Source organism: Stutzerimonas stutzeri (assembly GCF_019090095.1).
GTDB classification, from domain to species: domain Bacteria; phylum Pseudomonadota; class Gammaproteobacteria; order Pseudomonadales; family Pseudomonadaceae; genus Stutzerimonas; species Stutzerimonas stutzeri_AN.
In genome coordinates this window covers 304703-327945 of record NZ_JAGQFP010000003.1, presented here as the reverse complement: position 1 = coordinate 327945, position 23243 = coordinate 304703, and the positions used below count along the sequence as shown (strand labels likewise).

Sequence of the window (23243 nt, the reverse complement as noted above, 5' to 3'; positions counted from 1 at the left end):
TTTGCGAGGTGGCCTGGGGCTGCCATGTACTCCTCACTTTCATTCCCCGCTTCTCGAGGTCCGTCCATGACGCAAGAATCCATTGCTTCCAACGCCGATGAAGTCACCGCTTTCCGCCAGGCCATCATCAGCAAGCTGACCTATTCGATCGGCAAGGATCCGGAGCACGCCTCCGACCATGACTGGTTCGAAGCGGTTGCGCTGGCAACTCGCGATCGCATGATCGACCAGTGGATGGATCGCACGCGGCAGGGCTATCGCGAGGGCAAGAAGCGGGTGTACTACCTCTCGCTCGAGTTCCTGATCGGTCGATTGCTGGTCGACAGCCTGAGCAACCTGGGGTTGCTGGAGGTGGCGCGAGAGGCATTGTCGGAAGTCGACGTCGATTTCGAGCGCATCCGCGTGCTCGAGCCGGACGCCGCGCTCGGCAACGGCGGTCTCGGCCGGCTGGCAGCCTGCTTCATGGAAAGCATGGCGACCCTGGGCATTGCGGCGCATGGCTATGGCATTCGATATGACCACGGCTTGTTCCGCCAGGCGATCGTCGATGGCTGGCAGCACGAGCAGACAGAGACCTGGCTGAACTTCGGCAACCCGTGGGAGTTCGAGCGGCCCGAGGTGAGCTACCTGATCGGATTCGGCGGCAGCGTCACCGCCATGCCGCACGATGCCGCCGGGCAGGAGCAGCGCAAGCATTTCTGGCACTGGGCCGAAGGGGTTCGTGCAATCGCCTACGACACGCCCGTGGTCGGCTGGCGGGGCGCCAGCGTCAATACGCTGCGGCTGTGGCGCGCGCGGGCCGAGGCGGATTTCCATCTGGAGCGCTTCAATGCCGGTGACCATATCGGCGCGGTCGCCGAGGAAGCCCGCGCCCAGAGCATTTCACGGGTGCTCTATCCCGCCGATAGCACCGAAGCGGGGCAGGAGCTGCGACTGCGTCAGGAATATTTCTTCGTTGCCGCCTCGCTGCAAGACCTGTTGCGCCGTCACCTGGATCAGCGTGGCACGCTGCTGAACCTGCCGGAATTTGCTGCCATCCAGCTCAACGACACCCATCCGGCGATCGCCGTGGCGGAGCTGATGCGGTTGCTGGTCGACGTTCATGACATTCCCTGGCGCAAGGCCTGGGAACTCACCGTCGGCACCCTGTCCTACACCAACCACACCTTGTTGCCCGAAGCGCTGGAAACCTGGCCGGTGGGGCTGATGGAACGCTTGTTGCCGCGCCACATGCAGATCATCTACCTGATCAACGCGCAGCATCTCGATGCGTTGCGCGAGCGCGGCGTTCACGACCTCGACCTGCTGCGCTCGGTGTCCTTGATCGAGGAGGGGCATGGCCGGCGGGTGCGCATGGGCAACCTGGCCTTTCTCGGTTCGCATTGCATCAATGGCGTGTCCGCGCTGCATACCGGCCTGATGCGCGAGACGGTCTTCACCGACCTGCACTCGTTGTATCCGAAACGCATCAGCAACAAGACCAACGGCATCACCTTCCGCCGCTGGCTGTATCAATCCAACCCGCAGCTGACCCGCCTGTTGGTCGAGCATGTGGGCGAGGAGCTGCTCGACTCGCCGGAGACGCTGCTGCGCCAGCTCGAGCCGTTCGCTGACCAGCCGGACTTCCGTGCACGTTTCGCCGCCCAGCGGCTCGGCAACAAGCAGCTACTGGCGCGCATGATTCAGGAGCGGCTGGGGATCAGCGTCGATCCGAATGCGCTGTTCGACGTCCACGTCAAACGCATCCACGAGTACAAGCGCCAGCTGCTCAACCTGCTGCATACCGTGGCGTTGTACCAGGCGATTCGCTCCGATCCCGGCGGTCACTGGGTTCCGCGCGTGAAGATTTTCGCCGGCAAGGCGGCGGCCAGTTACCACACGGCCAAATTGATCATCAAACTGACCAACGATATCGCGCGGACGATCAACGACGACCCCACCGTCCGCGGGCTGCTCAAGGTGGTCTTCCTGCCCAACTACAACGTCAGCCTGGCCGAGCGCATCATTCCGGCGGCCGACCTCTCCGAGCAGATCTCCACGGCCGGGCTCGAGGCCTCCGGAACCAGCAACATGAAGTTCGCGCTCAACGGCGCGCTGACTATCGGCACCCTGGATGGCGCTAACGTCGAGATGTGCGAGCAGATCGGTGCGGAGCACATGTTCATCTTCGGCATGACCGCTCAGGAAGTCGAAGCGCGCAAGCAGGCCAACGAATACAACGCCGAGGCCACCATCATCGAGTCGCCGCGGCTCAACGAGGTGCTGATGGCGATTCGTAACGGCGCCTTCTCGGCGGATGATCCGGCGCGCTACACGGGGCTGATCGATGGCCTGAAGTGGCACGACACCTTCATGGTCTGCGCCGATTTCGAGGCGTACTGGCAGGCGCAGCTGGAGGTCGAGGCGCGTTGGCGCGATGCCGATAGCTGGTGGCGTTCGGCTGTCCTGAATACCGCGCGCACGGGCTGGTTCTCCTCGGACCGGACCATCCGTGAGTACGCCGAGGAGATCTGGAAGGTGCTGTGAGCGCTCGTGAGCGTCGCGATGGGGCAGGGTAGAGCGGTCGCCTGACTGGGGCGGCCGCTTCGCTGAACTCCGCGGATATCGGTCGGTCTGAGGGAGGGTTAGTTTTCCCTCGGCCTGCTAAACTGCGCGGGTTTCTTCATTCTCCGGAGCCATTCCATGTCACGCGTAACCCTGAGTCGCTACCTGATCGAGCAGACCCGCAGTAACAACACCCCTGCTGATCTGCGCTTCCTTATCGAGGTAGTGGCCCGAGCGTGCAAGGAGATCAGCCACGCCGTATCCAAGGGCGCACTGGGTGGCGTGCTCGGCGCAACCGAAACCGAGAACATCCAGGGCGAAGTCCAGAAGAAGCTCGACGTGCTGTCCAACGAAATCCTCCTCGAAGCCAACGAGTGGGGCGGCCACCTGGCGGGCATGGCGTCGGAAGAAATGGACAACGCCTACCAGATTCCCGGCAAGTACCCGAAGGGCGCCTATCTGCTGGTCTTCGATCCGCTGGATGGCTCCAGCAACATCGATGTGAACGTCTCCGTCGGGACCATTTTCTCGGTGCTACGCTGCCCGGGCGAATGCTTCACTCAGAACGATGCATTGGGAGAAGAAGCCTTCCTGCAGCCGGGCACCAAGCAGGTCGCTGCCGGCTACGCAATCTACGGTCCGCAGACCATGCTGATCCTGACCCTGGGCAATGGCGTCATGGGCTTCACGCTGGACCGCGAGCTGGGCAGCTTCGTGTTGACGCATGAAAACCTGCGTGTGCCCGAATCGACCGCCGAATTCGCCATCAACATGTCCAACCAGCGTCATTGGGAAGCGCCTGTGCAGCGCTACGTCGGCGAGCTGCTGGCGGGTACCGAAGGTCCGCTGACCAAGAACTACAACATGCGCTGGATCGCCTCGATGGTGGCCGACGTCCATCGCATCCTGACCCGGGGCGGCATCTTCATGTACCCCCGCGATTCCCGCGAGCCAGGCAAGGCGGGCAAGCTGCGGCTGATGTACGAAGCCAACCCGATGTCCTTCATCATCGAGCAGGCCGGTGGTGCCGCCACCAACGGTACTCAGCGGATCCTCGACATCCAGCCCGACTCCCTGCATCAGCGTGTGCCGGTCTTCCTCGGTTCCAAGGAAGAGGTCGAGCGCGTCACTGGCTATCACCAGGGCTGATCGATGTCGGCGCCCTGGCTGGACCTGTTGAACTGGTGGTTCGGTGAGGGCGCCACGGCCCGCGAAATCGCCAGCGACAAGCAAACCCTGTGGTTCGGCTACAAGGCCGAACAGGATGCCGAGGCACGTCGTCGCTTTGGTGGCCTGGTCGACCAGGCACTGGCTGGCGGTTTGGGCGAGTGGACTGAATCGCCGCAGGGCTGGCTGGCGCTGGTGCTGCTGCTCGATCAGCTACCGCGCATGATCCACCGTGGCACAGCGCAGGCGTTCGCCGGCGATGAGCGCGCATTGCAGCTGGTGCGCGAGGGCATGGCCCATGGCGGCGACGTCCTGTTGTCGCCGATCCAGCGGGTGTTCATCTACCTGGTGCTTGAGCACGCCGAGAACCTGCAGGTGCAGGAGCAGTCGGTGGCGCAGTTCCAGATGCTGTACGGGCTCGTCGGGAGCGAAGAGCAGGCGTTGTTCGCCAATTTCCTGAGCTTCGCCGAGCGTCATCGCGATGTCATCGCGCGCTTCGGCCGCTTCCCTCATCGCAACGAGCTGCTCGGGCGGGATTCTACCGAGGCCGAGCGGGCTTTCCTGGCCGAACCCGGCTCACGCTTCTAGCCTATCGAATACGGAACCTCCCGCCTCGTTCGTTTCCTAAACTTTACCCAGGCGGCCCCGTCCGTGTGGGCCAGCCACCGCCGACTCAAGGAATTCATCATGTCGCTGCGTCCCTTTTCGTTGATCGTTGCAGTGGCGCTGCTAGCCGCCTGCAGCCCGGTCACTCAAGAGAATTTCGCCAAGCTGGAAGCTGGCATGTCTCGCGCTGAAGTCGAGAAGCTGCTCGGCAAACCCGGCGAGTGCGCTGGCGCCCTGGGGATGTCCAGCTGCACCTGGGGGCAAAAGAACCGCTTCATCAGCATTCAATTTGCCGGCGACAAGGTGATGATGTTCTCCGGCCAAGGCCTGAAATGAGGAGTTCCCGATGCGTACGCTGATCGCGCTGTTCGCAGCCGCACTGCTGGCCGGTTGCGCCGGCTCAAAACCTGAGGACGCGCCCCAGACCGTCGGACAGGTCGATCTGCAGCGCTATCAAGGCACCTGGTACGAACAGGCGCGACTACCGATGTTTTTCCAGCGCAACTGCGTGCGCTCCGAGGCGCACTACAGGTTGCAGCCGGACAATAGCGTAGCGGTCACCAATCGCTGCGAAACCAAAGACGGCGAGTGGGAGCAGGCGACTGGCGAAGCGGTGCCGCAGGAGCCTGGCCGCACGGACCGGCTCTGGGTGCGTTTCGACAACTGGTTCAGCAACCTCTTTCCGGGCCTGACCAAGGGCCACTACTGGATCCTGTATCTCGACGAGGCTTACAGCGTGGCGCTGGTGGGCAGTCCTGACCGCGACTACCTCTGGCTGCTGTCGCGCGAACAGGAGATCGACCAGGGTACGCGCGACCGGCTGCTCGAGGTGGCCCGGCAGCGCGGCTACGACACCGGTGAGCTGATCTGGCGCGGCGAGTCGTCCTGACGCCAAGCGATTCCTGTACGCGCCGGTGGCAGCGGCGGTCCTTATTGCCAATCCAGACGGGCCAGCTTCCACTGGCCGTGTTCTTTCCACCATTCGAGCCTCACTTCGTAGTGACGGGCGCGCTGCGGTAGCAGGTGTTCTGCACCGGTCAGCGCGACCTGGGCTTGGCTGTGGCCGCGGTCCGGGTAGGTCGGGTTGATCCAGCTGCGGCTGCTCAGGCGGATGACATTGACGTTGCGGTGGCGCAGGAACATCAGCGTTGCGGTTCGCTGCGCCCAGTCACGACCGTATTGGCCGTTGGCCGTGAAGTCCGTATGAAGGCTATCCATCAGTGCGCCGGTATCGCGTTTTTCGATGCTCTGCTGGAGTGATTCGGCCGCGGCATCCAGCGCGGCCTGCGGGTCGTCAGCATTGCATCCGGCCAACGCCAGCGCGGCGAAGACGCCCCATACTGCTATTTTCCATACGGGCATGCCGAACCTCTCGAACCTCGTTATGATGCCGGAAATGCCAGGCGGGTCATCGAGCCCGCACCGACCATGGAGTGTGCCATGCAGACCTTGTACCCGGAGATCAAACCCTACGCCCGGCACGAGCTGGCGGTCGAAGCGCCGCATGTGCTCTACGTCGACGAGAGTGGATCACCGGAAGGCCTGCCTGTGGTCTTCGTACACGGCGGGCCGGGTGGCGGTTGCGATGCGCTGAGCCGGCGTTTTTTCGATCCGACGCTGTACCGCATCGTCACCTTCGACCAACGCGGCTGCGGCCGTTCCACGCCCCACGCCAGCCTGGAAAATAACACCACCGCTCACTTGATTGCCGACATGGAGCGCATCCGCGAGCACCTGGGTATCGAAAAATGGGTGCTGTTCGGCGGATCCTGGGGCTCGACGCTGTCGCTGGCCTACGCCCAGGCCTATCCCGAGCGCGTCCATGCGTTGATCCTGCGTGGCGTGTTCCTCTGCCGGCCGCAGGAGCTACGCTGGTTCTACCAGGAGGGCGCCAACCGGATCTTCCCCGACTATTGGCAGGACTACCTCGCGCCGATTCCGGTCGAGGAGCGTGGCGACCTGATGCGGGCCTACTACAAGCGGCTCACCGGCACCGACCAGATTGCCCAGATGCATGCCGCCAAGGCCTGGTCCTGCTGGGAGGGCCGTACCGCCACCCTGCGCCCGAACACTCAGGTGGTCGACCGCTTCTCCGATACCCACCGCGCCCTGGCCATGGCACGCATCGAGTGCCACTACTTCGTCAACAACGCCTTCCTCGAGCCGAACCAGTTGCTGCGTGACGTACACAAGGTGGCGCACCTGCCGTGCATCATCGTGCACGGCCGTTACGACGTGATCTGCCCGCTGGAAAACGCCTGGGAACTGCACGAAGCCTGGCCCAACAGCGAACTGCAGATCATCCGTGAAGCCGGCCATTCGGCCGCCGAACCGGGCATCTGCGACGCCCTGGTGCGCGCTGCTGCCGACATCGCCCAGCGCTTGCTCGACCTGCCACCCGAGGAAGCCTGATGAAGGCGCTGATCCAGCGCGTGCGGCATGCACGCGTCGAGGTCGCGAACGAGGTGGTCGGCTCCATTGACCAGGGGTTGTTGGTGCTGGTGGGCGTCAAGCGCGAGGATGATAAGGCGCGTGCCGACAAGCTGCTGCACAAGCTGCTGCGCTATCGCGTATTCAGCGACGAGCAGGGCAAGATGAATCGGTCTCTGGCCGACGTCGGCGGTGGGCTCCTGCTGGTCTCCCAGTTCACCCTGGCCGCCGATACCGGCAGCGGATTGCGCCCGAGCTTTTCCAGCGCGGCGCCACCCGCGCTTGGTGAACAGCTCTACGAGTACCTGCTCGCCCAGGCGCGCCAGCAGCACCCGTTGGTCGCCTACGGCCGTTTCGGCGCCGACATGCAGGTGCATCTGCAAAACGACGGCCCGGTGACCTTCCTGCTGGAAAGTTGAGACGCCCGCTGCGGTTCGACTAGCGCTTCGAGGGCTCCAGGCCGTTCTCGTGCAGCCAGGTGATGGCGTATTCGCGCAGTTGCACGGTCTGGTAGTCGAGCCAGGCCTGACGAACCTCTGGAAAATCCTCCAGCTTGAAATCGAAGGTGCGCAGCGGCTTGCGTCCTTGCAGGGCATTGCTCAGCACTGCATGGGCGTTGGGGTCGTGCTGGGTGAAGAGGAACGCCTCGCGCATGGCGATCGATTGTGCAAGCCCGAGCGGTTCGATATGCAGGAAGCGGTCTTCTTGCACGTCGTATTTTTCGTCGATGCCCGGCGTGGTTTCGCCCGGGAAAACCGCACGGATCTCACCCGATTCCAGGTCGAGGTAATGCTCACTGGCGTCGCGGTTGTCCAGCGCGTACTCCAGGCGGTGTAGATCGATGGTCAAAGGTCGCATGGCAGATGCTGCTGTTTGGGGTTCAGTAGCTCTGACCCGTATGCACCGGATGCGTGCATGACGTTCATCGGTACTGGCTGGCCGCCCGACGTACGTACCGGAAGGTCAGAACAGGCGCGCCAGCAGGGCGCTGACGGCTGTTTCCACACGCAAGATGCGCTCGCCCAGCTGCACGGGCTGCAGGCCCGCCTCGGTGAGCTTGTCGACTTCGTAAGGAATCCAGCCGCCTTCCGGTCCTATCGCCAGCGTCACCGGGTCGGTGACTGCGCGCGGGCAGCTCGGGTAGTCGCCCGGATGACCCACCAGCCCACGAGTGCCTGCGGCCAGTTGCGGCAGACGGTCCTCGACGAAGGGTTTGAAGCGCTTTTCGATACTGACCTGGGGGAGCACTGTGTCGCGTGCCTGCTCCAGACCGAGCAGCAACTGCTCGCGAATAGCAGCCGGTTCCAGGAAGGGGGTCTGCCAGAAGCTCTTTTCTACCCGGTAGCTGTTGAGCAGTACCAGTCGCGGCACACCCATGCAGGCGACCGTCTGCAGCACGCGACGGAGCATCTTGGGTCGCGGCAAGGCCAGCAGCAGGGTGATCGGCAGCTTGGCCGGTGGCGGTTGGGTCAACCGCACCTCCAGCTCGGCTTCGTTGGTATCCAGGCGCAGCAGGCGACCCTGCCCCATCTGACCGCCCAGCAAGCCGACGCGCAGGCTTTCGCCTGGTTCGGCGCGGTGCACCTCTTGGATGTGCGTGAGCCGGCGGTCGCGCAGGACCACCCGATCGGCGGCCACGAAATCGGCCGCCTCCAGCAGCAACAGGTTCACGGGCGGGAAGCGGGCGGCTGGTCGCCGCGGTGCGTCTCGTCGTCAGCGTCGCTGCGGAACGCTTGCTCGCGCTTCTGAACCATGCTGCCGCAGATCAGCCCGGCCTCGAACAGCAGCCACATCGGCACGGCCAGCAGCGCTTGGGAGAACACGTCCGGTGGTGTCAGCACCATGCCGACCACGAAGCAGCCCACGATCACGTACGGGCGGCTCTTGCGCAGCGCGGCGACGTCGACGATGCCGACCCAGATCAGCAGGAAGGTCGCCACCGGTATTTCGAATGCCACGCCGAACGCGAAGAACAGGGTGAGCACGAAATCCAGGTACTGGCCGATGTCCGTCATCATCGCCACGCCTTCCGGCGTCACGCTGGCGAAGAAGCCGAACATGATCGGGAACACGACGAAGTAGGCGAAGGCCATGCCGCCGTAGAACAGGAAAATGCTGGAGATCAGCAGCGGTACCGCGACGCGCTTTTCGTGCTTGTACAGCCCGGGGGCGATGAAGCTCCAGATCTGGTGCAGGATCACCGGCATCGACAGGAACAGCGCCACCATCATGGTCAGCTTGAACGGCGTCAGGAACGGCGAGGCCACGCCCGTGGCGATCATCGTCGCGCCCTCCGGCAGATAGGCGCGCAGCGGCGCGGCCACCAGGGCGTAGATCTGCTGGGAGAAGTAGAACAGCCCGCCGAACAGCAGAAGAATGGCGACCACGCAACGCAACAGCCGCTTGCGCAGCTCCGTCAGATGGGCGACCAGCGGCATTTCCTGATCATCGATGGAAGTATTGCTCATGGCTCAGCAGGTCTGTCCGGGCGTGGTACGGGAGGCGTTTCGGTGGTTTTGGCGGCGTCCGCCGCGGCCTGCGCTTCAAGCGTGCTGGCGTCGGGGGGCGGCGTGGCCGATTGGGGAGAGCTGCTGCCGGTGCCGGGTGAATCGGGCATGATGCTCTGCTTCATTTCCCGCTCGAGGTCGAGGATTCGCTCGTTATGCAGCTGCCGACGGATCTCGTCGGCGCCGATCTCGCGTTCGACCTCGGCCTTGATGTTGGCAAAGCTGCGTTTGGCGCGACCTATCCACAGCCCGGCCGTGCGTACCGCGCCCGGCAACCGCTCCGGGCCGAGGACGAACAACGCCACCAGGCCGATCAGCAGCAGTTCGGTGAAGCCGATATCGAACATGGCGCCTCACTGCTTCTTCGTGGGATCTTCGACCTTGCGGGCCTCGGCATCGATGGTGTGGTTCTGCTTCTCTTCGACACTGGGCTTGTCCTCATCGGTGCCCATTGACTTGCGGAAGCCCTTGATCGCATCGCCCAAGTCCGAGCCCAGGCCCTTGAGGCGCTTGGTGCCAAAGAGCATGACCACGATGAGCAGAATGATCAGGAGCTGCCAGACGCTGATTCCACCAAAACCCATGCTGTGTTACTCCAGTTGAATGTCAGGATTGTGGGCGTGCGGCTTTTTCCGCGTGCCCGGAGAGACCGAAACGCCGGTCCAGTTCGTCCAGCACCGCCTGCGGGTGCTGGTCCAGCGCGGCCAGCATGACCAGGCTGTGAAACCACAGATCGGCGGTTTCGTAGATCAGATCGCTCGCATCGCCACTGGCGGCAGCGTCCTTGGCGGCCAGGATGGTTTCCACTGATTCCTCGCCGACTTTCTCGAGGATCTTGTTCAGCCCCTTGTGGTAGAGGCTGGCGACGTACGAGCTGTCGGCCGCGGCGCCCTTGCGGGCTTCCAGCACCTCGGCCAGACGGGCGAAGGTGTCACTCATGGCTATGCTCCCGGTAAATCGCCTGCGGGTCCTTGAGCACCGGTTCGACGGTTTTCCACTCACCGTTCTCGAACACCCGGTAGAAGCAACTCTCGCGTCCGGTGTGGCAAGCGATGCCGCCGATCTGTTCGACGCTCAGCACGATGACGTCGGCGTCGCAGTCCAGGCGCAGTTCGTGCAGCTTCTGCACGTGTCCGGATTCTTCCCCCTTGCGCCACAGCTTGCCACGTGAACGTGACCAGTAGATGGCGCGGTTTTCCGCTGCGGTCAATGCCAGCGCCTCGCGGTTCATCCAGGCCATCATCAGGATGCGCCCGGTCTGATGATCCTGGGCGATGGCCGGCACCAGGCCGTCCTCGTTCCAGTTTATCTCGTCCAGCCAGTTCATCGAATTCTCCGGTCAATGCGCGCAGTGTGCCAGCCTCTCGGACGGCTGGCTATCGGCGTACCACGAGGTAAATCCCGGCGCTCAGCATCAGCCAGGCCGGCCAGGTGGTTACCGCGGTGAAGCTGTCGGCCGCCGCGGCGACGGTGGCGCCGCCACCGAGCAGAACGGCGCCGACCAGCCGCAGCGGCCAGTGCCGATGATGTTCGTGCCAAGGTGGCGGCGGGTTGTTGGCATGGGGGTTGGACATGCGCTCGAGCAGCTCGCGCGTCATGCCCGCCAGATGCGGCAGCTGTTCGATCTGCGCCTGGGCGTTCTTCAGCAACTGTTTCGGGCTCATGCGCTCGCGCATCCAGCGCTCGAGGTAGGGTTGGCCGGTTGCCCAGAGGTCCAGCTCCGGATAGAGCTCGCGGCCCAGCCCCTCGATGTTGAGCAGCGTCTTCTGCAGCAGCACCAACTGGGGCTGGACTTCCATATTGAAGCGGCGAGCCACCTGGAACAGCCGTACCAGCAGCTGGCCGAAGGAGATGTCCTTCAGCGGCTTTTCGAAGATCGGCTCGCAGACGGTGCGGATCGCTGCCTCGAATTCGTTGACCTTGGTTTCGGCCGGCACCCAGCCGGAATCGATGTGCAGCTGGGCGACCTTGCGGTAGTCACGCCGGAAGAACGCCATCAGGTTGCGTGCCAGGTAATCCTGGTCTTCCGGTGTCAGGCTGCCGACGATACCGAAGTCGACGGCGATGTACTGCGGATTCCACGGCTGGTGGGTGCTGACGAAGATGTTGCCGGGATGCATGTCGGCATGGAAGAAGCTGTCGCGGAAGACCTGGGTGAAGAAGATCTCCACGCCGCGCTCGGCCAGCTGCTTCATGTCGGTGCGCTGCTCGGCCAGGCGCTTCATGTCGGTGACCGGTACACCGTAGATGCGCTCCATGACCAGCACCTGCGGACGGCACAGGTCCCAGTAGACCTGGGGAATGTAGAGCAGCGGCGAGCCCTGGAAATTACGCCTCAGCTGGCTGGCGTTGGCAGCCTCACGCAGCAGGTCGAGCTCGTCGTAGATGGTCTTGGCATAGTCATCGACGACCTCGACCAGGTGCAGGCGACGGGCTTCGGTCGAGGCGCGCTCGGCGGTTTTGGCCAGCAGGAACAGCCAGGCGAGGTCCTGGCTGATCACCGGGCGCAGGTTCGGGCGGACCACTTTGACCACCACCTCTTCGCCGCTGCGCAGCTTCGCTGCATGCACCTGGGCGACCGAGGCGGAAGCCAGTGGCTTGCTGTCGAAGCGCGCGAAGATCTGCGCGACCGGTGCGCCCAGCTGGCGCTCGATCAGCGCGGTGGCGACGGCCGAGTCGAACGGTGGCACGCGGTCCTGCAGCATGGCCAGCTCTTCGGCGATGTCCGGCGGCAGCAGGTCGCGGCGGGTCGAAAGGATCTGCCCGAACTTGATGAAGATCGGCCCCAGCCCTTCCAGCGCCAGCCGCAGCCGCGCGCCGCGAGACAGCTCGGTGTGGCGCCGCGGCAGCCAGCGCCAGGGCAGCAGGTAACTGGTCGCGCGCAGCCACCAGGGCATCGGCAGGTCGAGGATGATGTCATCCAGGCGGTAGCGGATCACCACCAGCAGGATGCGAAACAGGCGGCGGGCCGCGGCGAACAGCTTCATTCGGTTCGGTCTGGTTTCAGGGAATGGGCGAGCCGCTCGACTCGGGCTTCGAGTCGGTCGAGGTCGAGCTTGAGGCGGTCCAGTTCGGCGAAGCGGGTTTCGGCTTCGGCGCTGCCCACCAGGGTTCGCGATTCTTCGTTGAGGTAGTCGGCCAGGTCCTGGCGCAGGCTGTCGGCGCTTTGGCGCATCCATTCGGCCTGACCACGCAAGCCGGAACCGAGCACGTGCGTGGCGACCGGGCCGAGCAGGCGGGACAGTTCGTATTCCCAGTCCAGCTCCAGGTCCTGCAGTACCTCGGCCAGGCTCATCAAGGCGCCGCTGTCGCCGTCGATCTCGACGTCCGGGCCGTGCAGGATGGCGGTCTTGTTCCGGCTGGTGGCCAGGCGAATCAGACTGCTGGCGGAGGCACGCAGGCGGCAGTCGGCCTCGCTGCCCCAGTCGGCAGCCAGGCGCAGTCCCTCGCCATCGGCGAGCACGAAGACGCGCCACGCCGGTGCGCTGCAGTCGATCTCGATGATCCGGCCGCTGAGACGAGCCAGGCGTGGCAGCGCGGTCGGGTCCAGGCGCAGCGCGCGGTTGATGCCGCGCTCGGCACCGGCCAGCAGAGCAGTGCGCAGCATCAGGGCTTGATGCCGCGGTGCAGAGCGACGATGCCGCCGGTCATGTTGTGGTAGGTCACGCGCTCGAATCCGGCATCGGCCATCATGCCCTTGAGTGTTTCCTGATCGGGGTGCATGCGGATCGATTCGGCCAGGTAGCGGTAGCTTTCCGAGTCGTTGGTGATCAGCTTGCCCATCATCGGCAACAGACTGAACGAGTAGGCGTCGTAGGCCTTGGAGAACAGTGGGTTGGTCGGCTTGGAGAATTCCAGCACCAGCAGCCGGCCGCCGGGCTTGAGCACCCGCAACATGGAGGCGATGGCGTCTTCCTTGTGCGTCACGTTGCGCAGGCCGAAGGCGATGGTGACCACGTCGAAATAGTTGTCCGGGAAGGGCAGCTTCTCGGCGTCGGCCTGGACGAACTTGACGTTGCCGGCCACGCCCTTGTCCAGCAGACGGTCACGCCCGACCTTGAGCATGGAGGCGTTGATGTCGGCCAGTACCACTTCGCCGGTCGGGCCGACGATGCGCGAGAATTGGCGTGTCAGGTCGCCGGTGCCGCCGGCGATGTCCAGGATGCGGTTGCCGTGGCGTGCCCCGGACAGCTCGATGGTGAAGCGTTTCCAGAGGCGATGAACGCCGCCGGACATCAGGTCGTTCATCAGGTCGTATTTGGCCGCCACGGAGTGGAATACCTCGGCAACCTTCTGCGCTTTCTCGCTCTCGCGCACGTTCTTGTAGCCGAAGTGCGTGGTGGGCTCTGCGTCATGCTCTTTGCGGGGATCGGTCATGTCACTGTCACCGGAAGAATGTGCCCGGCATTCTAAACCTAAATGCGACGTCGAGCGCGAAGCGGCGAGCGGCAAGTCAGCGCAGCGCAGAGAGGCGCGGTAGCGTCGCCCGACAGCCGGCTCGGCGCGGCGGCAACTGCTATAGTGCGCGCCTTTTTTAACCCAGCAGCCAGGAGTTGCCATGGCCCGCATCGTTGTTGAGCGTACCCACACCCTTGGTCGGCAGGCCGCCCGTGAAAAGGCCGAGCAGTTGGCGGCGAAACTGGCGAGCGACTACGGCGTACGCTGCGAATGGCAGGGCGATGTGTTGGCGGTCCGTCGTAGCGGCGCCGATGGCCGCATCGAGGTGGGTGACGATCGGGTGCGCGTGCTGCTCGATCTCGGCGTGTTGCTGTCGGCGATGGGCAGCAGCGTGCAGGCGCAGATCGAACGCACACTGGACAAGGCGCTGCAGGCTTGAGCGCCAGCCCGAGCGACGCGGTCAGAGCATCAGCTTGACTGGAGAGATGTCCGGGTCACGGGACTTGCCGGCGGCGGCGAGCGCGTCGAGGTAATCGGCCCACATCTGTTCGTGGTGGGTCGCCAGCCGGTGGAGATAGTCCCAGCTATACAGGCCACTGTCGTGGCCATCACTGAAGGTGAGCTTCAAGGCGTATTGGCCGGCTGGCTCGATCCCTTCCAGGGCGACGTTGATCTTGCCGGTCTGCAGAATCGGGTTGCCGTGACCCTGCACTTCCGCCGATGGCGAGTGCACCCGCAAAAATTCGGCCGGCAGCACATAGCGTTGGCCGGGGCCGTACTCGAGCTCCAGTGTCCGGGACAGCTTGTGCAGCTTGATGGCGGTGGGGATGTGCATGCGCCTGCTCCGTAGGGGGACGCCAGAAGCCGCAAGCGAGCGCCGCCCGCTCCGGCTTCAAGCGACCCGCTGCCGTTAAAGAATGTACCGCGACAGGTCTTCGTCTTCGGCCAGCTCGCCGAGGTGGCTGTTGACGTAGTCCGTGTCGATGCGGATCGGTTCGCCGTTCTGCTGTCCGGCCAGGTCGCCAGCGCTGAACGAAACCTCTTCGAGCAGCCGTTCCAGCAAGGTATGCAGGCGGCGGGCGCCGATATTCTCGGTCTTCTCGTTGACCTGCCAGGCGATCTGCGCCAGACGCTTGATGCCGTCATCGGTAAATTCGATGCCCAGCCCCTCGGTCTTCAGCAACTCGCGATACTGCTCGGTGAGCGAGGCATGCGGTTCGGTGAGAATGCGCTCGAAGTCCTCGGGCGACAGCGCCTTGAGCTCGACCCGGATCGGCAGGCGACCCTGCAGCTCGGGGACCAGGTCGCTGGGCTTGGAGAGGTGGAACGCCCCCGAGGCGATGAACAGGATGTGGTCGGTCTTGACCATGCCCAGCTTGGTGTTGACGGTGCTGCCCTCGATCAACGGCAGCAGGTCGCGCTGCACGCCTTCGCGGGAGACGTCGGCACCGCCGGTGTTGCCGCGCTTGGCGACCTTGTCGATCTCGTCGATGAAGACGATTCCGTTCTGCTCCACCGCTTCGAGCGCACGGGCCTTGAGCTCTTCCTCATTGACCAGGCGCGCGGCCTCTTCGTCGCGGACCAGCTTGAGCGCGTCCTTGATCTTCAGCTTGCGGCTCTTCTTCTTGCCCTTGCCCATGTTGGAGAACAGGCTTTGCAGCTGGTTGGTCATCTCTTCCATGCCCGGCGGGGCCATGATTTCCACGCCGCCCGGGTTCTCGGCTACTTCGATCTCGATTTCCTTGTCGTCGAGCTGACCTTCGCGCAGACGCTTGCGGAACAGCTGGCGGGTGTTGGAATCATTGCTCTGCACCGGCTCGTCGCCGAATCCCGCTGGGCGTGCCTGGGGCAACAAGGCGTCGAGGATGCGCTCTTCGGCGGCGTCCTCGGCGCGATGGCGCATCTTCACCACTTCCTGCTCACGCAGCATTTTCAGGGCCGCGTCAGCGAGGTCGCGGATGATCGATTCGACATCGCGACCCACATAACCGACTTCAGTAAATTTCGTCGCTTCCACCTTGATAAAGGGGGCGTTCGCCAGCTTGGCCAGGCGACGGGCGATCTCGGTCTTGCCGACGCCGGTGGGGCCGATCATCAGGATGTTCTTCGGGGTGACTTCCGGGCGCAGCTCGGCGGAGAGCTGCATGCGCCGCCAGCGGTTGCGCAGGGCAATGGCAACGGCACGCTTGGCGTCGTCCTGGCCGATGATATGGCGGTTGAGTTCGTGGACGATCTCGCGGGGCGTCATGGACATGGTGCGGTACTCCGGGGCTCGAGGGCGATCAGTTCGCGCTGTCGAGCTCCTCGATGGTGAGATTCTGGTTGGTGAAGACACAAATGCTGCCGGCAATGTTCAGCGCGGTCTCGGCGATTTCCTGCGCGCTCATGTCGTCGCCGCCTTTGCGCATCAACGCCATCGCCGCGGCCTGGGCGAAACCACCGCCGGAGCCCATGGCGATCAGGTCGTCCTCCGGCTGCACCACGTCACCGTTGCCGGTGATGATCAGCGAGGCGTCCTTGTTGGCGACGGCGAGCATGGCTTCCAGACGGCTCAGCGAGCGGTCGGTACGCCAGTCCTTGGCCAGCTCGACGGCGGCACGGACCAGATGGCCCTGGTGCTTCTCCAATTGGCCTTCGAAGCGCTCGAACAGGGTAAAGGCATCGGCGGTGGCGCCCGCGAAACCGGCCAGTACCTGGCCGTGATAGAGACGCCGCACCTTCTTGGCATTGCCTTTCATGACGGTATTGCCGAGGGAAACCTGGCCGTCGCCGCCCATGACGACTTTGCCGTTGCGGCGGACTGAAACGATGGTGGTCAAAAGAGAACTCTCCACGCAGCGGGGCGATGAATGCCCGAATGCGCTTGATATGGGGGACTCTTTTGCGCATTTCAACCAAGTGCGGGTGAAAGGTCGGAGCTGGACACGGCACCCTGCCTGATTGCGCCTTTTGGGGATCGTCGGCGCGGCGCCGATCACGCCGGCGGGCGCCTCGATGGATCACTGCAAGGCGAAGTCCAGCTGCCGCCAGGCCTCGTAGACCGCGACGGCAACGGTGTTGGAGAGGTTCAGGCTACGGCTGTCGGGCCGCATCGGCAGACGCAGGCGCTGCTCGTTGGGCAGTGCATCGCGAATCTCTGGCGGCAGGCCGCGGCTTTCCGGACCGAACAGGAAGGCGTCGCCGCGCTCGAACCGGACCTGATGGAAGGGCTGCGATCCCTTGGTGGTAAAGGCGAACAGGCGCGGCTGGCCGAGGCTTGCCAGGCAACTGTCGAGGTCGGCGTGTCGCTTGAGCGGCGCGTACTCGTGATAATCCAGGCCGGCGCGGCGCAGCCGCTTGTCATCCAGCTCGAAGCCCAGGGGTTCGATCAGATGCAGACTGCAGCCGGCGTTGGCGCAGAGCCTGATAATGTTGCCGGTATTCGGCGGAATTTCCGGTTGAAAAAGGATCACGTGGAACATGCGCGGCACCGACACTGATAACGACCGGCATTCTACTGCAGGCGGCCCTGTGGCTGATGATCCGCTACCTCGCCTGCGCCGACGCTTTTTCGGTGCGCTGGTGCTGCTCGGGCTGCTGTTCGGCTCGTTGCTGGGCAATCTGTTCCGTCCCGGGCCGGTGGAGCTGCTGCGGGTCGAGCCCGTGGCCAGTGGCTTGCAACTGTGGTTCAGCCGCGAGCCGGAGCTCTATAGCGAGAACGTCGACGGGGCGGTGGGAATGCTGTTTCAGGCCAAGGGCCAGGCCGCAGCCGGGCGCTTGAAAATCAATGAAAACGATGCGCGCTGGCGCGTGCAGGGCACGGAGAGGGGCCTGCTGCTGCACGTCGTTGCGACGCGCCCGCTGCAGGCCCGCTGGTCCGGTGAGAAGGTCGACGGCGAGTGGCGGCTACAGCTGCAGATCATGCCGCGTTAGGGCGCAGCCTGCGGATGGCCCGCTTCGCCTTCAGCTGTCGTCGCCCTCGTCATCGTCGGCGGCGTCACCGCCCATGCCCAGCTCCTTGATCTTGCGTGTCAGGGTGTTGCGGCCCCAACCGAGCAGCAGCGCGGCATCGCGACGGCGACCGGCGGTGTGCTTGAGCGCGGTCTCGATCATGATCCGCTCGAAGGCCGGCACGGCCTCGTCGAGCAGGTTGGACTGACCGCGAGACAACGCCAGGTCCGCCCACTGATGCAGGGCCTGTTCCCAGTTCTTCGCCGGCAGGGTGTCGGTCGGCTGGCTGAGCAGTTCCGGTGGCAGGTCACTGACATGGACTTCACGGCCGGAAGCCATCACGGTGATCCAGCGGCAGGTGTTTTCCAACTGGCGGACGTTGCCCGGCCAGGGGAGGTTGCGCAGGTATTCCTCGGTTTCGGCCTTGAGCAGCTTGGTCTCGACCGCCAGCTCCTGGGCGGCGCTGGCAAGGAAATGCTTGGCCAGGGCGGGGATGTCCTCGCGCCGGTCGGACAGGCGCGGAATATGAATGCGGATGACGTTCAGCCGATGAAACAGGTCCTCGCGAAACTTGCCGGCCTGCACCAGGGTTTCCAGGTCCTGGTGGGTGGCGGCGATGATGCGCACGTCGACCTTGACCGGCGTGTGACCGCCGACCCGGTAGAACTCCCCGTCGGCCAGCACGCGCAACAGGCGCGTCTGGGTGTCGGCCGGCATGTCACCGATTTCGTCGAGGAACAAGGTGCCGCCGTCGGCCTGCTCGAAGCGCCCGCGACGCTGGTTGGCCGCGCCGGTAAACGCGCCTTTCTCGTGGCCGAACAATTCCGATTCCATCAGGTCCTTCGGAATGGCCGCCATGTTCAGTGCGATGAACGGCGAGGCCGCGCGCGGGCTGTGGCGGTGCAGGGCATGGGCCACCAGCTCCTTGCCGGTACCGGATTCGCCGTTGATCAGCACGGTGATGTTGGAGTGCGAGAGCCGTCCGATGGCGCGGAAGACTTCCTGCATCGCCGGCGCTTCGCCGATGATTTCGGGCGTGTGATGCTGACGGGCCGGCTCCTGCAGGTTCTGCTGTTCCTGGGCGTGCTGGTTGGCACGCTTGACCAGCGCCACGGCGTCGTCGACGTCGAACGGCTTGGGCAGGTATTCGAAGGCGCCGCCCTGGTATGACGCCACGGCGCTGTCCAGGTCGGAATGCGCGGTCATGATGATCACCGGCAGGCGCGGGTACAGCTCGCGGATCTGCTTGAGCAGGTCCAGGCCGCTGGTGCCCGGCATGCGGATGTCGGAGATGATCACGTCCGGCTGCTGGCGCGACAGGCGGGCAAGCACGCCGTCGGCGCTGTCGAAACTTTGTGTGGCCATTCCGTCCTGCTGCAGCGCCTTTTCCAGTACCCAGCGGATGGAGCGGTCGTCGTCGACGATCCAGACGTTTTCGCTTTGGCTCATACGGAAAGGGCTCCTTGTTCCAGGGGCAGGAAGATTGAGAAGGCGGTATGGCCGGGATGGCTTTCGCACTCGATCAGGCCTTGGTGCTGGCTGATGATGTTCTGGGTGATGGCCAGGCCGAGCCCGGTTCCGTCCGGGCGACCACTGACCATCGGGTAGAAGAGGGTGTTCTGCAGCTCGGCCGGAATGCCGGGCCCGTTGTCGATGATCTCGATTCGCGCCACCAGGCGATGGCGCACATGGCCGATGGTGAACTGGCGCAGCGTGCGGGTGCGCAGCGTCAGGCGGCCCAGCCCCAGCTCGCATTGCCCGGCCAGTGCCTGCATGGCGTTGCGCATGATGTTGAGCACCGCCTGAATCATCTGTTCGCGGTCGAGCAGCACTTCCGGAATGCTCGGGTCATAGTCGCGCACCAAAATGAGGCTGCCTTGGCTCTCGGCCTCGATCAGGCTGGCCACGTGTTCGAGCACTTCGTGAATGTTGGTCATCGACAGGGACGGCAGCTTGTTCGAGCCGAGCATCCGATCGACCAGGTTTCGCAGGCGGTCGGCTTCCTCGATGATCACCTCAGTGTAGTCCTTGAGGTGCTCCTCCGGCAGCTCGCGCGAGAGCAGTTGCGCCGCACCGCGGATACCGCCCAGCGGGTTCTTGATCTCATGGGCGAGGCCGCGCACCAGTAGCTTGGTGGTTTCGTGCGCAGACAGTTGCGCCTCTTCCTTGGTGATGCGCAGCAAGCGATCACGCGGCAGCACCTCGAGCAGCAGCTTGGTTTCCTGCCGAGTCAGGATTGGTGTAACCGCATAGTCGACGGTCAGCGCCTGTCCGTTGGTGGAGGTCAGGGTCGCCTCACGCTTGGTGAAGGGATGCGCCTGCTCCACGGCTTGGCGCAGCGCGGCCAGTGCTTCGGACGACTCGGTGAACAGTTCGCTGATGAACTGGCCGTGGCTGCGTTGACCGCTGACCGCCAGCAGCATCTCGGCAGCCGGATTCATGTACTCCAGGCGCAGCCGCGAATCGAGCAAGAGCGTCGCGGTGGTCAGGTTCTCGATCAGCAGGCGCTGTAGGGCTTCGTTGATCATGGCTGTCTGCATCCGATGGGTAAGGCGGGAAATGCAAGAAGCAAACCAAGGTGCGTAGTTTCGGCGCAACGCCGCGGGTACTAGCGCTCCAGCGCGGGGCATGGCCGAAAACGGACCACGGCGATCAGGCGGGTCGTGCTAATGCACCATTCAGGTGCATAGCATGGTCACAGAAAGGGCACGAAGGGAATATCCCTCTTTTCCTTCGGCTTGTCTTTGAGGGGACATTCGGGGCGGACGCCATAGTCGTCCTTCTTGCAGGGCCTGACCATGCGGCGCTGAGCCAGCGAGGTGCGCATCATGTGGAAGGTGCTGGGAGGGCTGCTTTGCACCAGGGCTCCGCTCTGGTCGACCACTTGCACGCTGAGCTGGTGCGTGCCGCGATCGACATTCTCCAAGGCGAACTGCGGATTGCTGCCGGACAGTCCGGTGTCGCTGCCGTCCATCAGCAGGCGATAGGCGTGGCCGGGCAACAGCGGCGGCGTGCTGCCGACCGACACCAGCAAGCCGCCGGCATTGTCGCGAATGGTGGCGTCCGGCAGGGGCGTCAGGATGTCGAGCTGGGTGTAGCGGTTCGTCGCGCTCTCGGTCGCGGGAGCTGCCGTCGGTGCTGGTGCCGGCATGTCGCGTGGTTCGGCTGCGGGCATGCTGTTGGTTGGCTTCGGCTTCACCTGCTCGACCGCCCGCCCGCCGGGGCGATCGGTGAAGACACGGTTGCCCTGCTCGTCGGTGTAGCTGTAGATCTCGGCGGCCGCCGGAAGGGCGCACGCCAGCAGCGCGGCCGCGAGCGTTCGGTAAGCGGTTCTCAAGAGGCGGGCTTCGGCTTGGGCGTGGGGGTCGGTTTCGGCGTTGGTTTGGGGGGTACGGCCGGCTTGGGACGCAGCGCAGGGCTCGAGGTGTTGACCCGCTGCACCGTGAACTGCTCGCTTGCGCGCTGAATGACCTGGCCGCCGCGCAGCAATTCGACTTCGATTACATGCGTTCCGCGGTCGACATGGATCAGCTGCAGTGACGTCGAGCTGCTGGGCTCGCCCTGGGGTTCGCCGTCGAGCAAAAAGCGGATGCGATGATTCTGGCGCAGCGGCGGATCGAGCTGCGCGTTGACCACGAAGGTACCGTTGTTTGCGCGCAGCGCCTGCTCATCGGGAATGCCGCCAATGGACAGGCTGCGGTAAGCCTGCTGTCGGCCTGCGCCGGTCTGTTCTTCCGTCAGGGGAGGGGGCGCATCCGGGACCTTGATGTCCACGGTATTGGCCGGCGGTAGATCGACGGCCTCTGCCGTAACCCCTTCCGGGGGCTGGTTGGTGAAGACGGTGTTGCCCTTGTCGTCGGTGTATTTGTAGATCTGCGCCTGGGCGGGGATCGTGAGTGCGAGCAGCAGGCCGAACAATGCGATGCGCATGGGAAGCTCCGCGAAGTGGGTAGCGGCAGCCTTGCACTGTGACGGCTGCTAGGCAAGTGCCAGCGTTGCGATTTGGGATCGGCACCACTGCGCTGGCCCGTAGCGGTGTGGAGGTCCCGGGTCGCCTCGGTGCGGAAACGAAAAAGCCTCCCGAAGGAGGCCTTTTCTGTCACGCGGACTGGATCAGACGCTGTAGTACAGGTCGTATTCCAGCGGGTGAACGAAGGTGCGGACCTTGATTTCTTCCTCGCTCTTGAGCTCGAGGTAGGCATCGATGAAGTCGTCGGAGAACACGCCGCCCTTGGTCAGGAACGCACGGCCCTTGTCGAGTTCTTCCAGGGCTTCCTTCAGGCTGCCGCAGACCTGCGGGATCAGCTTGCCTTCTTCCGGCGGCAGATCGTACAGGTTCTTGTCGGCGGCATCGCCAGGATGGATCTTGTTCTGGATACCGTCCAGGCCAGCCATCAGCAGTGCGGCGAAGCACAGGTAGGGGTTGGCAGCCGGATCCGGGAAGCGCGCTTCGATGCGGCGGGCTTTCGGGCTGGATACGTACGGAATACGGATCGAAGCGGAACGGTTGCGCGCCGAGTAGGCCAGCATGACCGGTGCTTCGAAGCCCGGGACCAGACGCTTGTAGGAGTTGGTCGACGGGTTGGTGAAGCCGTTCAGCGCCTTACCGTGCTTGATAATGCCGCCGATGAAGTACAGGGCGGTCTCGGACAGACCGGCATAGCCTTCGCCAGCGAAGGTGTTCTTGCCGTCCTTGGAGATCGACATGTGTACGTGCATGCCCGAACCGTTGTCGCCGTACAGTGGCTTCGGCATGAAGGTCGCGGTCTTGCCATAGGCGTCGGCGACGTTGTGCACGCAGTACTTCAGGGTCTGAACTTCGTCAGCCTTGTTGACCAGCGTGTTGAACTTGACGCCGATTTCGTTCTGGCCGGCAGTCGCCACTTCGTGGTGATGCACTTCGACGACCAGGCCCATTTCTTCCATGGCGTTGCACATGGCGGTACGGATTTCATGGTCGTGGTCGCACGGCGGAACCGGGAAGTAGCCGCCCTTGACGGCCGGGCGGTGGCCCTTGTTGCCGCCTTCGACGTCCTGGTCGGTCATCCAGGAACCCTGTTCGGAGTAGATCTTGAACATGGAGCCGGAGATGTCGGACTTGAACTTCACTTCGTCGAAGATGAAGAACTCGGGCTCCGGACCGACGAAGACGGTGTCGCCGATGCCGGTGGACTTGAGGAATTCCTCGGCGCGCTTGGCGATCGAGCGTGGGTCGCGATCGTAGCCCTGCATGGTGCTCGGCTCAACGATGTCGCAGACCAGAATCAGGGTCGGTTCTTCGGTGAACGGATCCAGTACAGCGGTCTCGTCGACCGGCATCAGGATCATGTCGGAGGCTTCGATGCCTTTCCAACCATGGATGGAGGAACCGTCGAACATCTTGCCGTGCTCGAAGAAGTCTTCATCCTGAGCGTCACGCGCCGGGACAGTCACGTGGTGCTGTTTGCCTTTGGTATCAGTGAAGCGCAGATCAATCCACTTCACATCGTAATCTTTGATCAGTTGAAGCGACTTCGACATGGTGTTCTCCAAGTGGTGGAAGCGTGACAGGTTGCTTCCGAATCAGGGTGAAGCCGGGCGGCGATGTTCCGCCATGGCGACCTGCCTCACAAGGGAGCAAATTGCATGCCAGTGCTCCGTATTGGGTCTGGACGCCTATAT

General features: G+C 63.9%; 29 protein-coding genes. 9 read left to right on the top strand and 20 right to left on the bottom strand.

What is annotated here, in order from left to right; translation table 11 throughout:
- Positions 1-66: 66 nt before the first annotated feature.
- The 5 genes from KVO92_RS21395 to KVO92_RS21375 all read left to right on the top strand — a co-directional run bounded on the left by KVO92_RS21395 (position 67) and on the right by KVO92_RS21375 (position 5206).
- Entirely contained in the window at positions 67-2526 is a 2460-nt protein-coding gene (locus tag KVO92_RS21395; protein ID WP_217477591.1) for a glycogen/starch/alpha-glucan phosphorylase, read from the top strand.
- 156 nt (positions 2527-2682) lie between these two features.
- Positions 2683-3693, top strand: a complete 1011-nt coding sequence (locus KVO92_RS21390) for a class 1 fructose-bisphosphatase (protein ID WP_217477590.1) — start codon at positions 2683-2685, stop codon at positions 3691-3693.
- Positions 3694-3696: 3 nt separating this feature from the next.
- Positions 3697-4299: a DUF924 family protein gene (locus KVO92_RS21385; protein ID WP_217477589.1), complete on the top strand. Its 603-nt coding sequence runs from the start codon at positions 3697-3699 to the stop codon at positions 4297-4299.
- Positions 4300-4398: 99 nt separating this feature from the next.
- Complete coding sequence (bamE, locus tag KVO92_RS21380) at positions 4399-4653, top strand: outer membrane protein assembly factor BamE domain-containing protein (RefSeq protein ID WP_217477588.1); 255 nt, start codon at positions 4399-4401, stop codon at positions 4651-4653.
- Between the two features lie 10 nt (positions 4654-4663).
- Positions 4664-5206: a lipocalin family protein gene (locus KVO92_RS21375; protein ID WP_217477587.1), complete on the top strand. Its 543-nt coding sequence runs from the start codon at positions 4664-4666 to the stop codon at positions 5204-5206.
- 41 nt (positions 5207-5247) lie between these two features.
- Here KVO92_RS21375 and KVO92_RS21370 read toward each other — a convergent pair whose 3' ends face one another.
- Entirely contained in the window at positions 5248-5679 is a 432-nt protein-coding gene (locus tag KVO92_RS21370) for a hypothetical protein (protein WP_217477586.1), read from the bottom strand.
- Between the two features lie 78 nt (positions 5680-5757).
- On the opposite strand from KVO92_RS21370, the gene pip reads away from it, so the two are divergent.
- Together pip and dtd are read left to right on the top strand one after the other, a co-directional pair.
- Entirely contained in the window at positions 5758-6729 is a 972-nt protein-coding gene (pip, locus tag KVO92_RS21365) for a prolyl aminopeptidase (protein WP_217477585.1), read from the top strand.
- Positions 6729-7166, top strand: a complete 438-nt coding sequence (gene dtd / locus KVO92_RS21360) for a D-aminoacyl-tRNA deacylase (RefSeq protein WP_217477584.1) — start codon at positions 6729-6731, stop codon at positions 7164-7166. Before pip ends, dtd begins: the two co-directional genes overlap by 1 nt.
- Positions 7167-7185: 19 nt before the next feature.
- On the opposite strand, the gene KVO92_RS21355 is transcribed toward dtd, so the two are convergent.
- The 10 genes from KVO92_RS21355 to ubiE form a co-directional block, all read right to left on the bottom strand.
- Positions 7186-7605 (bottom strand): UPF0158 family protein, encoded by a 420-nt coding sequence (locus KVO92_RS21355; protein WP_217477583.1) that lies wholly within the window; start codon positions 7603-7605, stop codon positions 7186-7188.
- A gap of 105 nt (positions 7606-7710) precedes the next feature.
- Positions 7711-8418, bottom strand: a complete 708-nt coding sequence (locus KVO92_RS21350; RefSeq protein ID WP_217477582.1) for a 16S rRNA (uracil(1498)-N(3))-methyltransferase — start codon at positions 8416-8418, stop codon at positions 7711-7713.
- A complete protein-coding gene (gene tatC, locus KVO92_RS21345) occupies positions 8415-9215 on the bottom strand; it encodes a twin-arginine translocase subunit TatC (protein ID WP_217477581.1) in 801 nt (266 codons plus the stop codon). The genes KVO92_RS21350 and tatC overlap by 4 nt, the downstream gene beginning before the upstream one ends.
- Positions 9212-9601: a Sec-independent protein translocase protein TatB gene (gene tatB / locus KVO92_RS21340; protein ID WP_217477580.1), complete on the bottom strand. Its 390-nt coding sequence runs from the start codon at positions 9599-9601 to the stop codon at positions 9212-9214. The genes tatC and tatB overlap by 4 nt, the downstream gene beginning before the upstream one ends.
- Positions 9602-9607: 6 nt before the next feature.
- Entirely contained in the window at positions 9608-9838 is a 231-nt protein-coding gene (gene tatA, locus KVO92_RS21335) for a twin-arginine translocase TatA/TatE family subunit (RefSeq protein ID WP_217477579.1), read from the bottom strand.
- 22 nt (positions 9839-9860) lie between these two features.
- On the bottom strand, positions 9861-10193 hold the full coding sequence (locus KVO92_RS21330) for a phosphoribosyl-ATP diphosphatase (protein ID WP_217477578.1): 333 nt from the start codon (positions 10191-10193) through the stop codon (positions 9861-9863).
- Entirely contained in the window at positions 10186-10581 is a 396-nt protein-coding gene (hisI, locus tag KVO92_RS21325; protein ID WP_217477577.1) for a phosphoribosyl-AMP cyclohydrolase, read from the bottom strand. The genes KVO92_RS21330 and hisI overlap by 8 nt, the downstream gene beginning before the upstream one ends.
- A gap of 49 nt (positions 10582-10630) precedes the next feature.
- Positions 10631-12241 (bottom strand): ubiquinone biosynthesis regulatory protein kinase UbiB, encoded by a 1611-nt coding sequence (gene ubiB / locus KVO92_RS21320; RefSeq protein WP_217477576.1) that lies wholly within the window; start codon positions 12239-12241, stop codon positions 10631-10633.
- Positions 12238-12861: a ubiquinone biosynthesis accessory factor UbiJ gene (locus KVO92_RS21315; RefSeq protein WP_217477575.1), complete on the bottom strand. Its 624-nt coding sequence runs from the start codon at positions 12859-12861 to the stop codon at positions 12238-12240. The genes ubiB and KVO92_RS21315 overlap by 4 nt, the downstream gene beginning before the upstream one ends.
- Complete coding sequence (ubiE, locus tag KVO92_RS21310) at positions 12861-13631, bottom strand: bifunctional demethylmenaquinone methyltransferase/2-methoxy-6-polyprenyl-1,4-benzoquinol methylase UbiE (protein ID WP_217477574.1); 771 nt, start codon at positions 13629-13631, stop codon at positions 12861-12863. Before ubiE ends, KVO92_RS21315 begins: the two co-directional genes overlap by 1 nt.
- Positions 13632-13812: 181 nt before the next feature.
- Here ubiE and KVO92_RS21305 point away from each other — a divergent pair, with 181 nt between their 5' ends.
- Positions 13813-14091 (top strand): polyhydroxyalkanoic acid system family protein, encoded by a 279-nt coding sequence (locus KVO92_RS21305; protein ID WP_217477573.1) that lies wholly within the window; start codon positions 13813-13815, stop codon positions 14089-14091.
- Positions 14092-14112: 21 nt separating this feature from the next.
- On the opposite strand, the gene KVO92_RS21300 is transcribed toward KVO92_RS21305, so the two are convergent.
- The 4 genes from KVO92_RS21300 to trmL form a co-directional block, all read right to left on the bottom strand.
- On the bottom strand, positions 14113-14487 hold the full coding sequence (locus KVO92_RS21300) for a gamma-butyrobetaine hydroxylase-like domain-containing protein (RefSeq protein ID WP_217477572.1): 375 nt from the start codon (positions 14485-14487) through the stop codon (positions 14113-14115).
- 75 nt (positions 14488-14562) lie between these two features.
- On the bottom strand, positions 14563-15906 hold the full coding sequence (gene hslU, locus KVO92_RS21295) for an ATP-dependent protease ATPase subunit HslU (protein ID WP_217477571.1): 1344 nt from the start codon (positions 15904-15906) through the stop codon (positions 14563-14565).
- Between the two features lie 28 nt (positions 15907-15934).
- Positions 15935-16471 carry an ATP-dependent protease subunit HslV gene (gene hslV / locus KVO92_RS21290; protein WP_021207298.1) on the bottom strand — a complete coding sequence of 179 codons (537 nt, stop codon included), beginning with the start codon at positions 16469-16471 and terminating at the stop codon, positions 15935-15937.
- A 180-nt stretch (positions 16472-16651) separates the two neighbouring features.
- Entirely contained in the window at positions 16652-17113 is a 462-nt protein-coding gene (gene trmL / locus KVO92_RS21285; protein ID WP_021207297.1) for a tRNA (uridine(34)/cytosine(34)/5-carboxymethylaminomethyluridine(34)-2'-O)-methyltransferase TrmL, read from the bottom strand.
- A gap of 49 nt (positions 17114-17162) precedes the next feature.
- On the opposite strand from trmL, the gene KVO92_RS21280 reads away from it, so the two are divergent.
- The gene (locus KVO92_RS21280) at positions 17163-17564 is read left to right on the top strand and encodes a hypothetical protein (protein WP_336512661.1); all 402 of its coding nucleotides are present in this window, start codon (positions 17163-17165) and stop codon (positions 17562-17564) included.
- A gap of 30 nt (positions 17565-17594) precedes the next feature.
- Here the strand turns inward: KVO92_RS21280 and ntrC are convergent, their stop codons facing one another.
- The 5 genes from ntrC to glnA form a co-directional block, all read right to left on the bottom strand.
- Positions 17595-19031, bottom strand: coding sequence for a nitrogen regulation protein NR(I) (gene ntrC, locus KVO92_RS21275; RefSeq protein WP_217477569.1), 1437 nt, complete (start codon positions 19029-19031; stop codon positions 17595-17597).
- On the bottom strand, positions 19028-20110 hold the full coding sequence (glnL, locus tag KVO92_RS21270) for a nitrogen regulation protein NR(II) (RefSeq protein ID WP_217477568.1): 1083 nt from the start codon (positions 20108-20110) through the stop codon (positions 19028-19030). The genes ntrC and glnL overlap by 4 nt, the downstream gene beginning before the upstream one ends.
- A 167-nt stretch (positions 20111-20277) precedes the next feature.
- On the bottom strand, positions 20278-20919 hold the full coding sequence (locus KVO92_RS21265; RefSeq protein WP_217477567.1) for a DUF4124 domain-containing protein: 642 nt from the start codon (positions 20917-20919) through the stop codon (positions 20278-20280).
- Positions 20916-21512: a DUF4124 domain-containing protein gene (locus KVO92_RS21260; RefSeq protein ID WP_217477566.1), complete on the bottom strand. Its 597-nt coding sequence runs from the start codon at positions 21510-21512 to the stop codon at positions 20916-20918. Before KVO92_RS21260 ends, KVO92_RS21265 begins: the two co-directional genes overlap by 4 nt.
- A 183-nt stretch (positions 21513-21695) precedes the next feature.
- A complete protein-coding gene (glnA, locus tag KVO92_RS21255; RefSeq protein WP_021207291.1) occupies positions 21696-23102 on the bottom strand; it encodes a glutamate--ammonia ligase in 1407 nt (468 codons plus the stop codon).
- Between the last annotated feature and the right edge of the window lie 141 nt (positions 23103-23243).

Excerpts from the sequence above, each read along its gene's own strand:
- ubiE (WP_217477574.1), bottom strand. The coding sequence starts at position 13,631 with ATGACCGATCCCCGCAAAGAGCATGACGCAGAGCCCACCACGCACTTC.
- KVO92_RS21385 (WP_217477589.1), top strand. The coding sequence starts at position 3,697 with ATGTCGGCGCCCTGGCTGGACCTGTTGAACTGGTGGTTCGGTGAGGGC.
- ntrC (WP_217477569.1), bottom strand. The coding sequence starts at position 19,031 with ATGAGCCAAAGCGAAAACGTCTGGATCGTCGACGACGACCGCTCCATC.
- KVO92_RS21300 (WP_217477572.1), bottom strand. The coding sequence starts at position 14,487 with ATGCACATCCCCACCGCCATCAAGCTGCACAAGCTGTCCCGGACACTG.
- KVO92_RS21390 (WP_217477590.1), top strand. The coding sequence starts at position 2,683 with ATGTCACGCGTAACCCTGAGTCGCTACCTGATCGAGCAGACCCGCAGT.
- tatC (WP_217477581.1), bottom strand. The coding sequence starts at position 9,215 with ATGAGCAATACTTCCATCGATGATCAGGAAATGCCGCTGGTCGCCCAT.
- hisI (WP_217477577.1), bottom strand. The coding sequence starts at position 10,581 with ATGAACTGGCTGGACGAGATAAACTGGAACGAGGACGGCCTGGTGCCG.
- KVO92_RS21305 (WP_217477573.1), top strand. The coding sequence starts at position 13,813 with ATGGCCCGCATCGTTGTTGAGCGTACCCACACCCTTGGTCGGCAGGCC.
- dtd (WP_217477584.1), top strand. The coding sequence starts at position 6,729 with ATGAAGGCGCTGATCCAGCGCGTGCGGCATGCACGCGTCGAGGTCGCG.
- KVO92_RS21355 (WP_217477583.1), bottom strand. The coding sequence starts at position 7,605 with ATGCGACCTTTGACCATCGATCTACACCGCCTGGAGTACGCGCTGGAC.
- hslU (WP_217477571.1), bottom strand. The coding sequence starts at position 15,906 with ATGTCCATGACGCCCCGCGAGATCGTCCACGAACTCAACCGCCATATC.
- KVO92_RS21260 (WP_217477566.1), bottom strand. The coding sequence starts at position 21,512 with ATGCGCATCGCATTGTTCGGCCTGCTGCTCGCACTCACGATCCCCGCC.
- ubiB (WP_217477576.1), bottom strand. The coding sequence starts at position 12,241 with ATGAAGCTGTTCGCCGCGGCCCGCCGCCTGTTTCGCATCCTGCTGGTG.
- KVO92_RS21395 (WP_217477591.1), top strand. The coding sequence starts at position 67 with ATGACGCAAGAATCCATTGCTTCCAACGCCGATGAAGTCACCGCTTTC.
- tatB (WP_217477580.1), bottom strand. The coding sequence starts at position 9,601 with ATGTTCGATATCGGCTTCACCGAACTGCTGCTGATCGGCCTGGTGGCG.
- trmL (WP_021207297.1), bottom strand. The coding sequence starts at position 17,113 with ATGTTCCACGTGATCCTTTTTCAACCGGAAATTCCGCCGAATACCGGC.
- KVO92_RS21370 (WP_217477586.1), bottom strand. The coding sequence starts at position 5,679 with ATGCCCGTATGGAAAATAGCAGTATGGGGCGTCTTCGCCGCGCTGGCG.
- KVO92_RS21315 (WP_217477575.1), bottom strand. The coding sequence starts at position 12,861 with ATGCTGCGCACTGCTCTGCTGGCCGGTGCCGAGCGCGGCATCAACCGC.
- KVO92_RS21330 (WP_217477578.1), bottom strand. The coding sequence starts at position 10,193 with ATGAGTGACACCTTCGCCCGTCTGGCCGAGGTGCTGGAAGCCCGCAAG.
- tatA (WP_217477579.1), bottom strand. The coding sequence starts at position 9,838 with ATGGGTTTTGGTGGAATCAGCGTCTGGCAGCTCCTGATCATTCTGCTC.
- KVO92_RS21375 (WP_217477587.1), top strand. The coding sequence starts at position 4,664 with ATGCGTACGCTGATCGCGCTGTTCGCAGCCGCACTGCTGGCCGGTTGC.
- pip (WP_217477585.1), top strand. The coding sequence starts at position 5,758 with ATGCAGACCTTGTACCCGGAGATCAAACCCTACGCCCGGCACGAGCTG.
- bamE (WP_217477588.1), top strand. The coding sequence starts at position 4,399 with ATGTCGCTGCGTCCCTTTTCGTTGATCGTTGCAGTGGCGCTGCTAGCC.
- glnL (WP_217477568.1), bottom strand. The coding sequence starts at position 20,110 with ATGATCAACGAAGCCCTACAGCGCCTGCTGATCGAGAACCTGACCACC.
- glnA (WP_021207291.1), bottom strand. The coding sequence starts at position 23,102 with ATGTCGAAGTCGCTTCAACTGATCAAAGATTACGATGTGAAGTGGATT.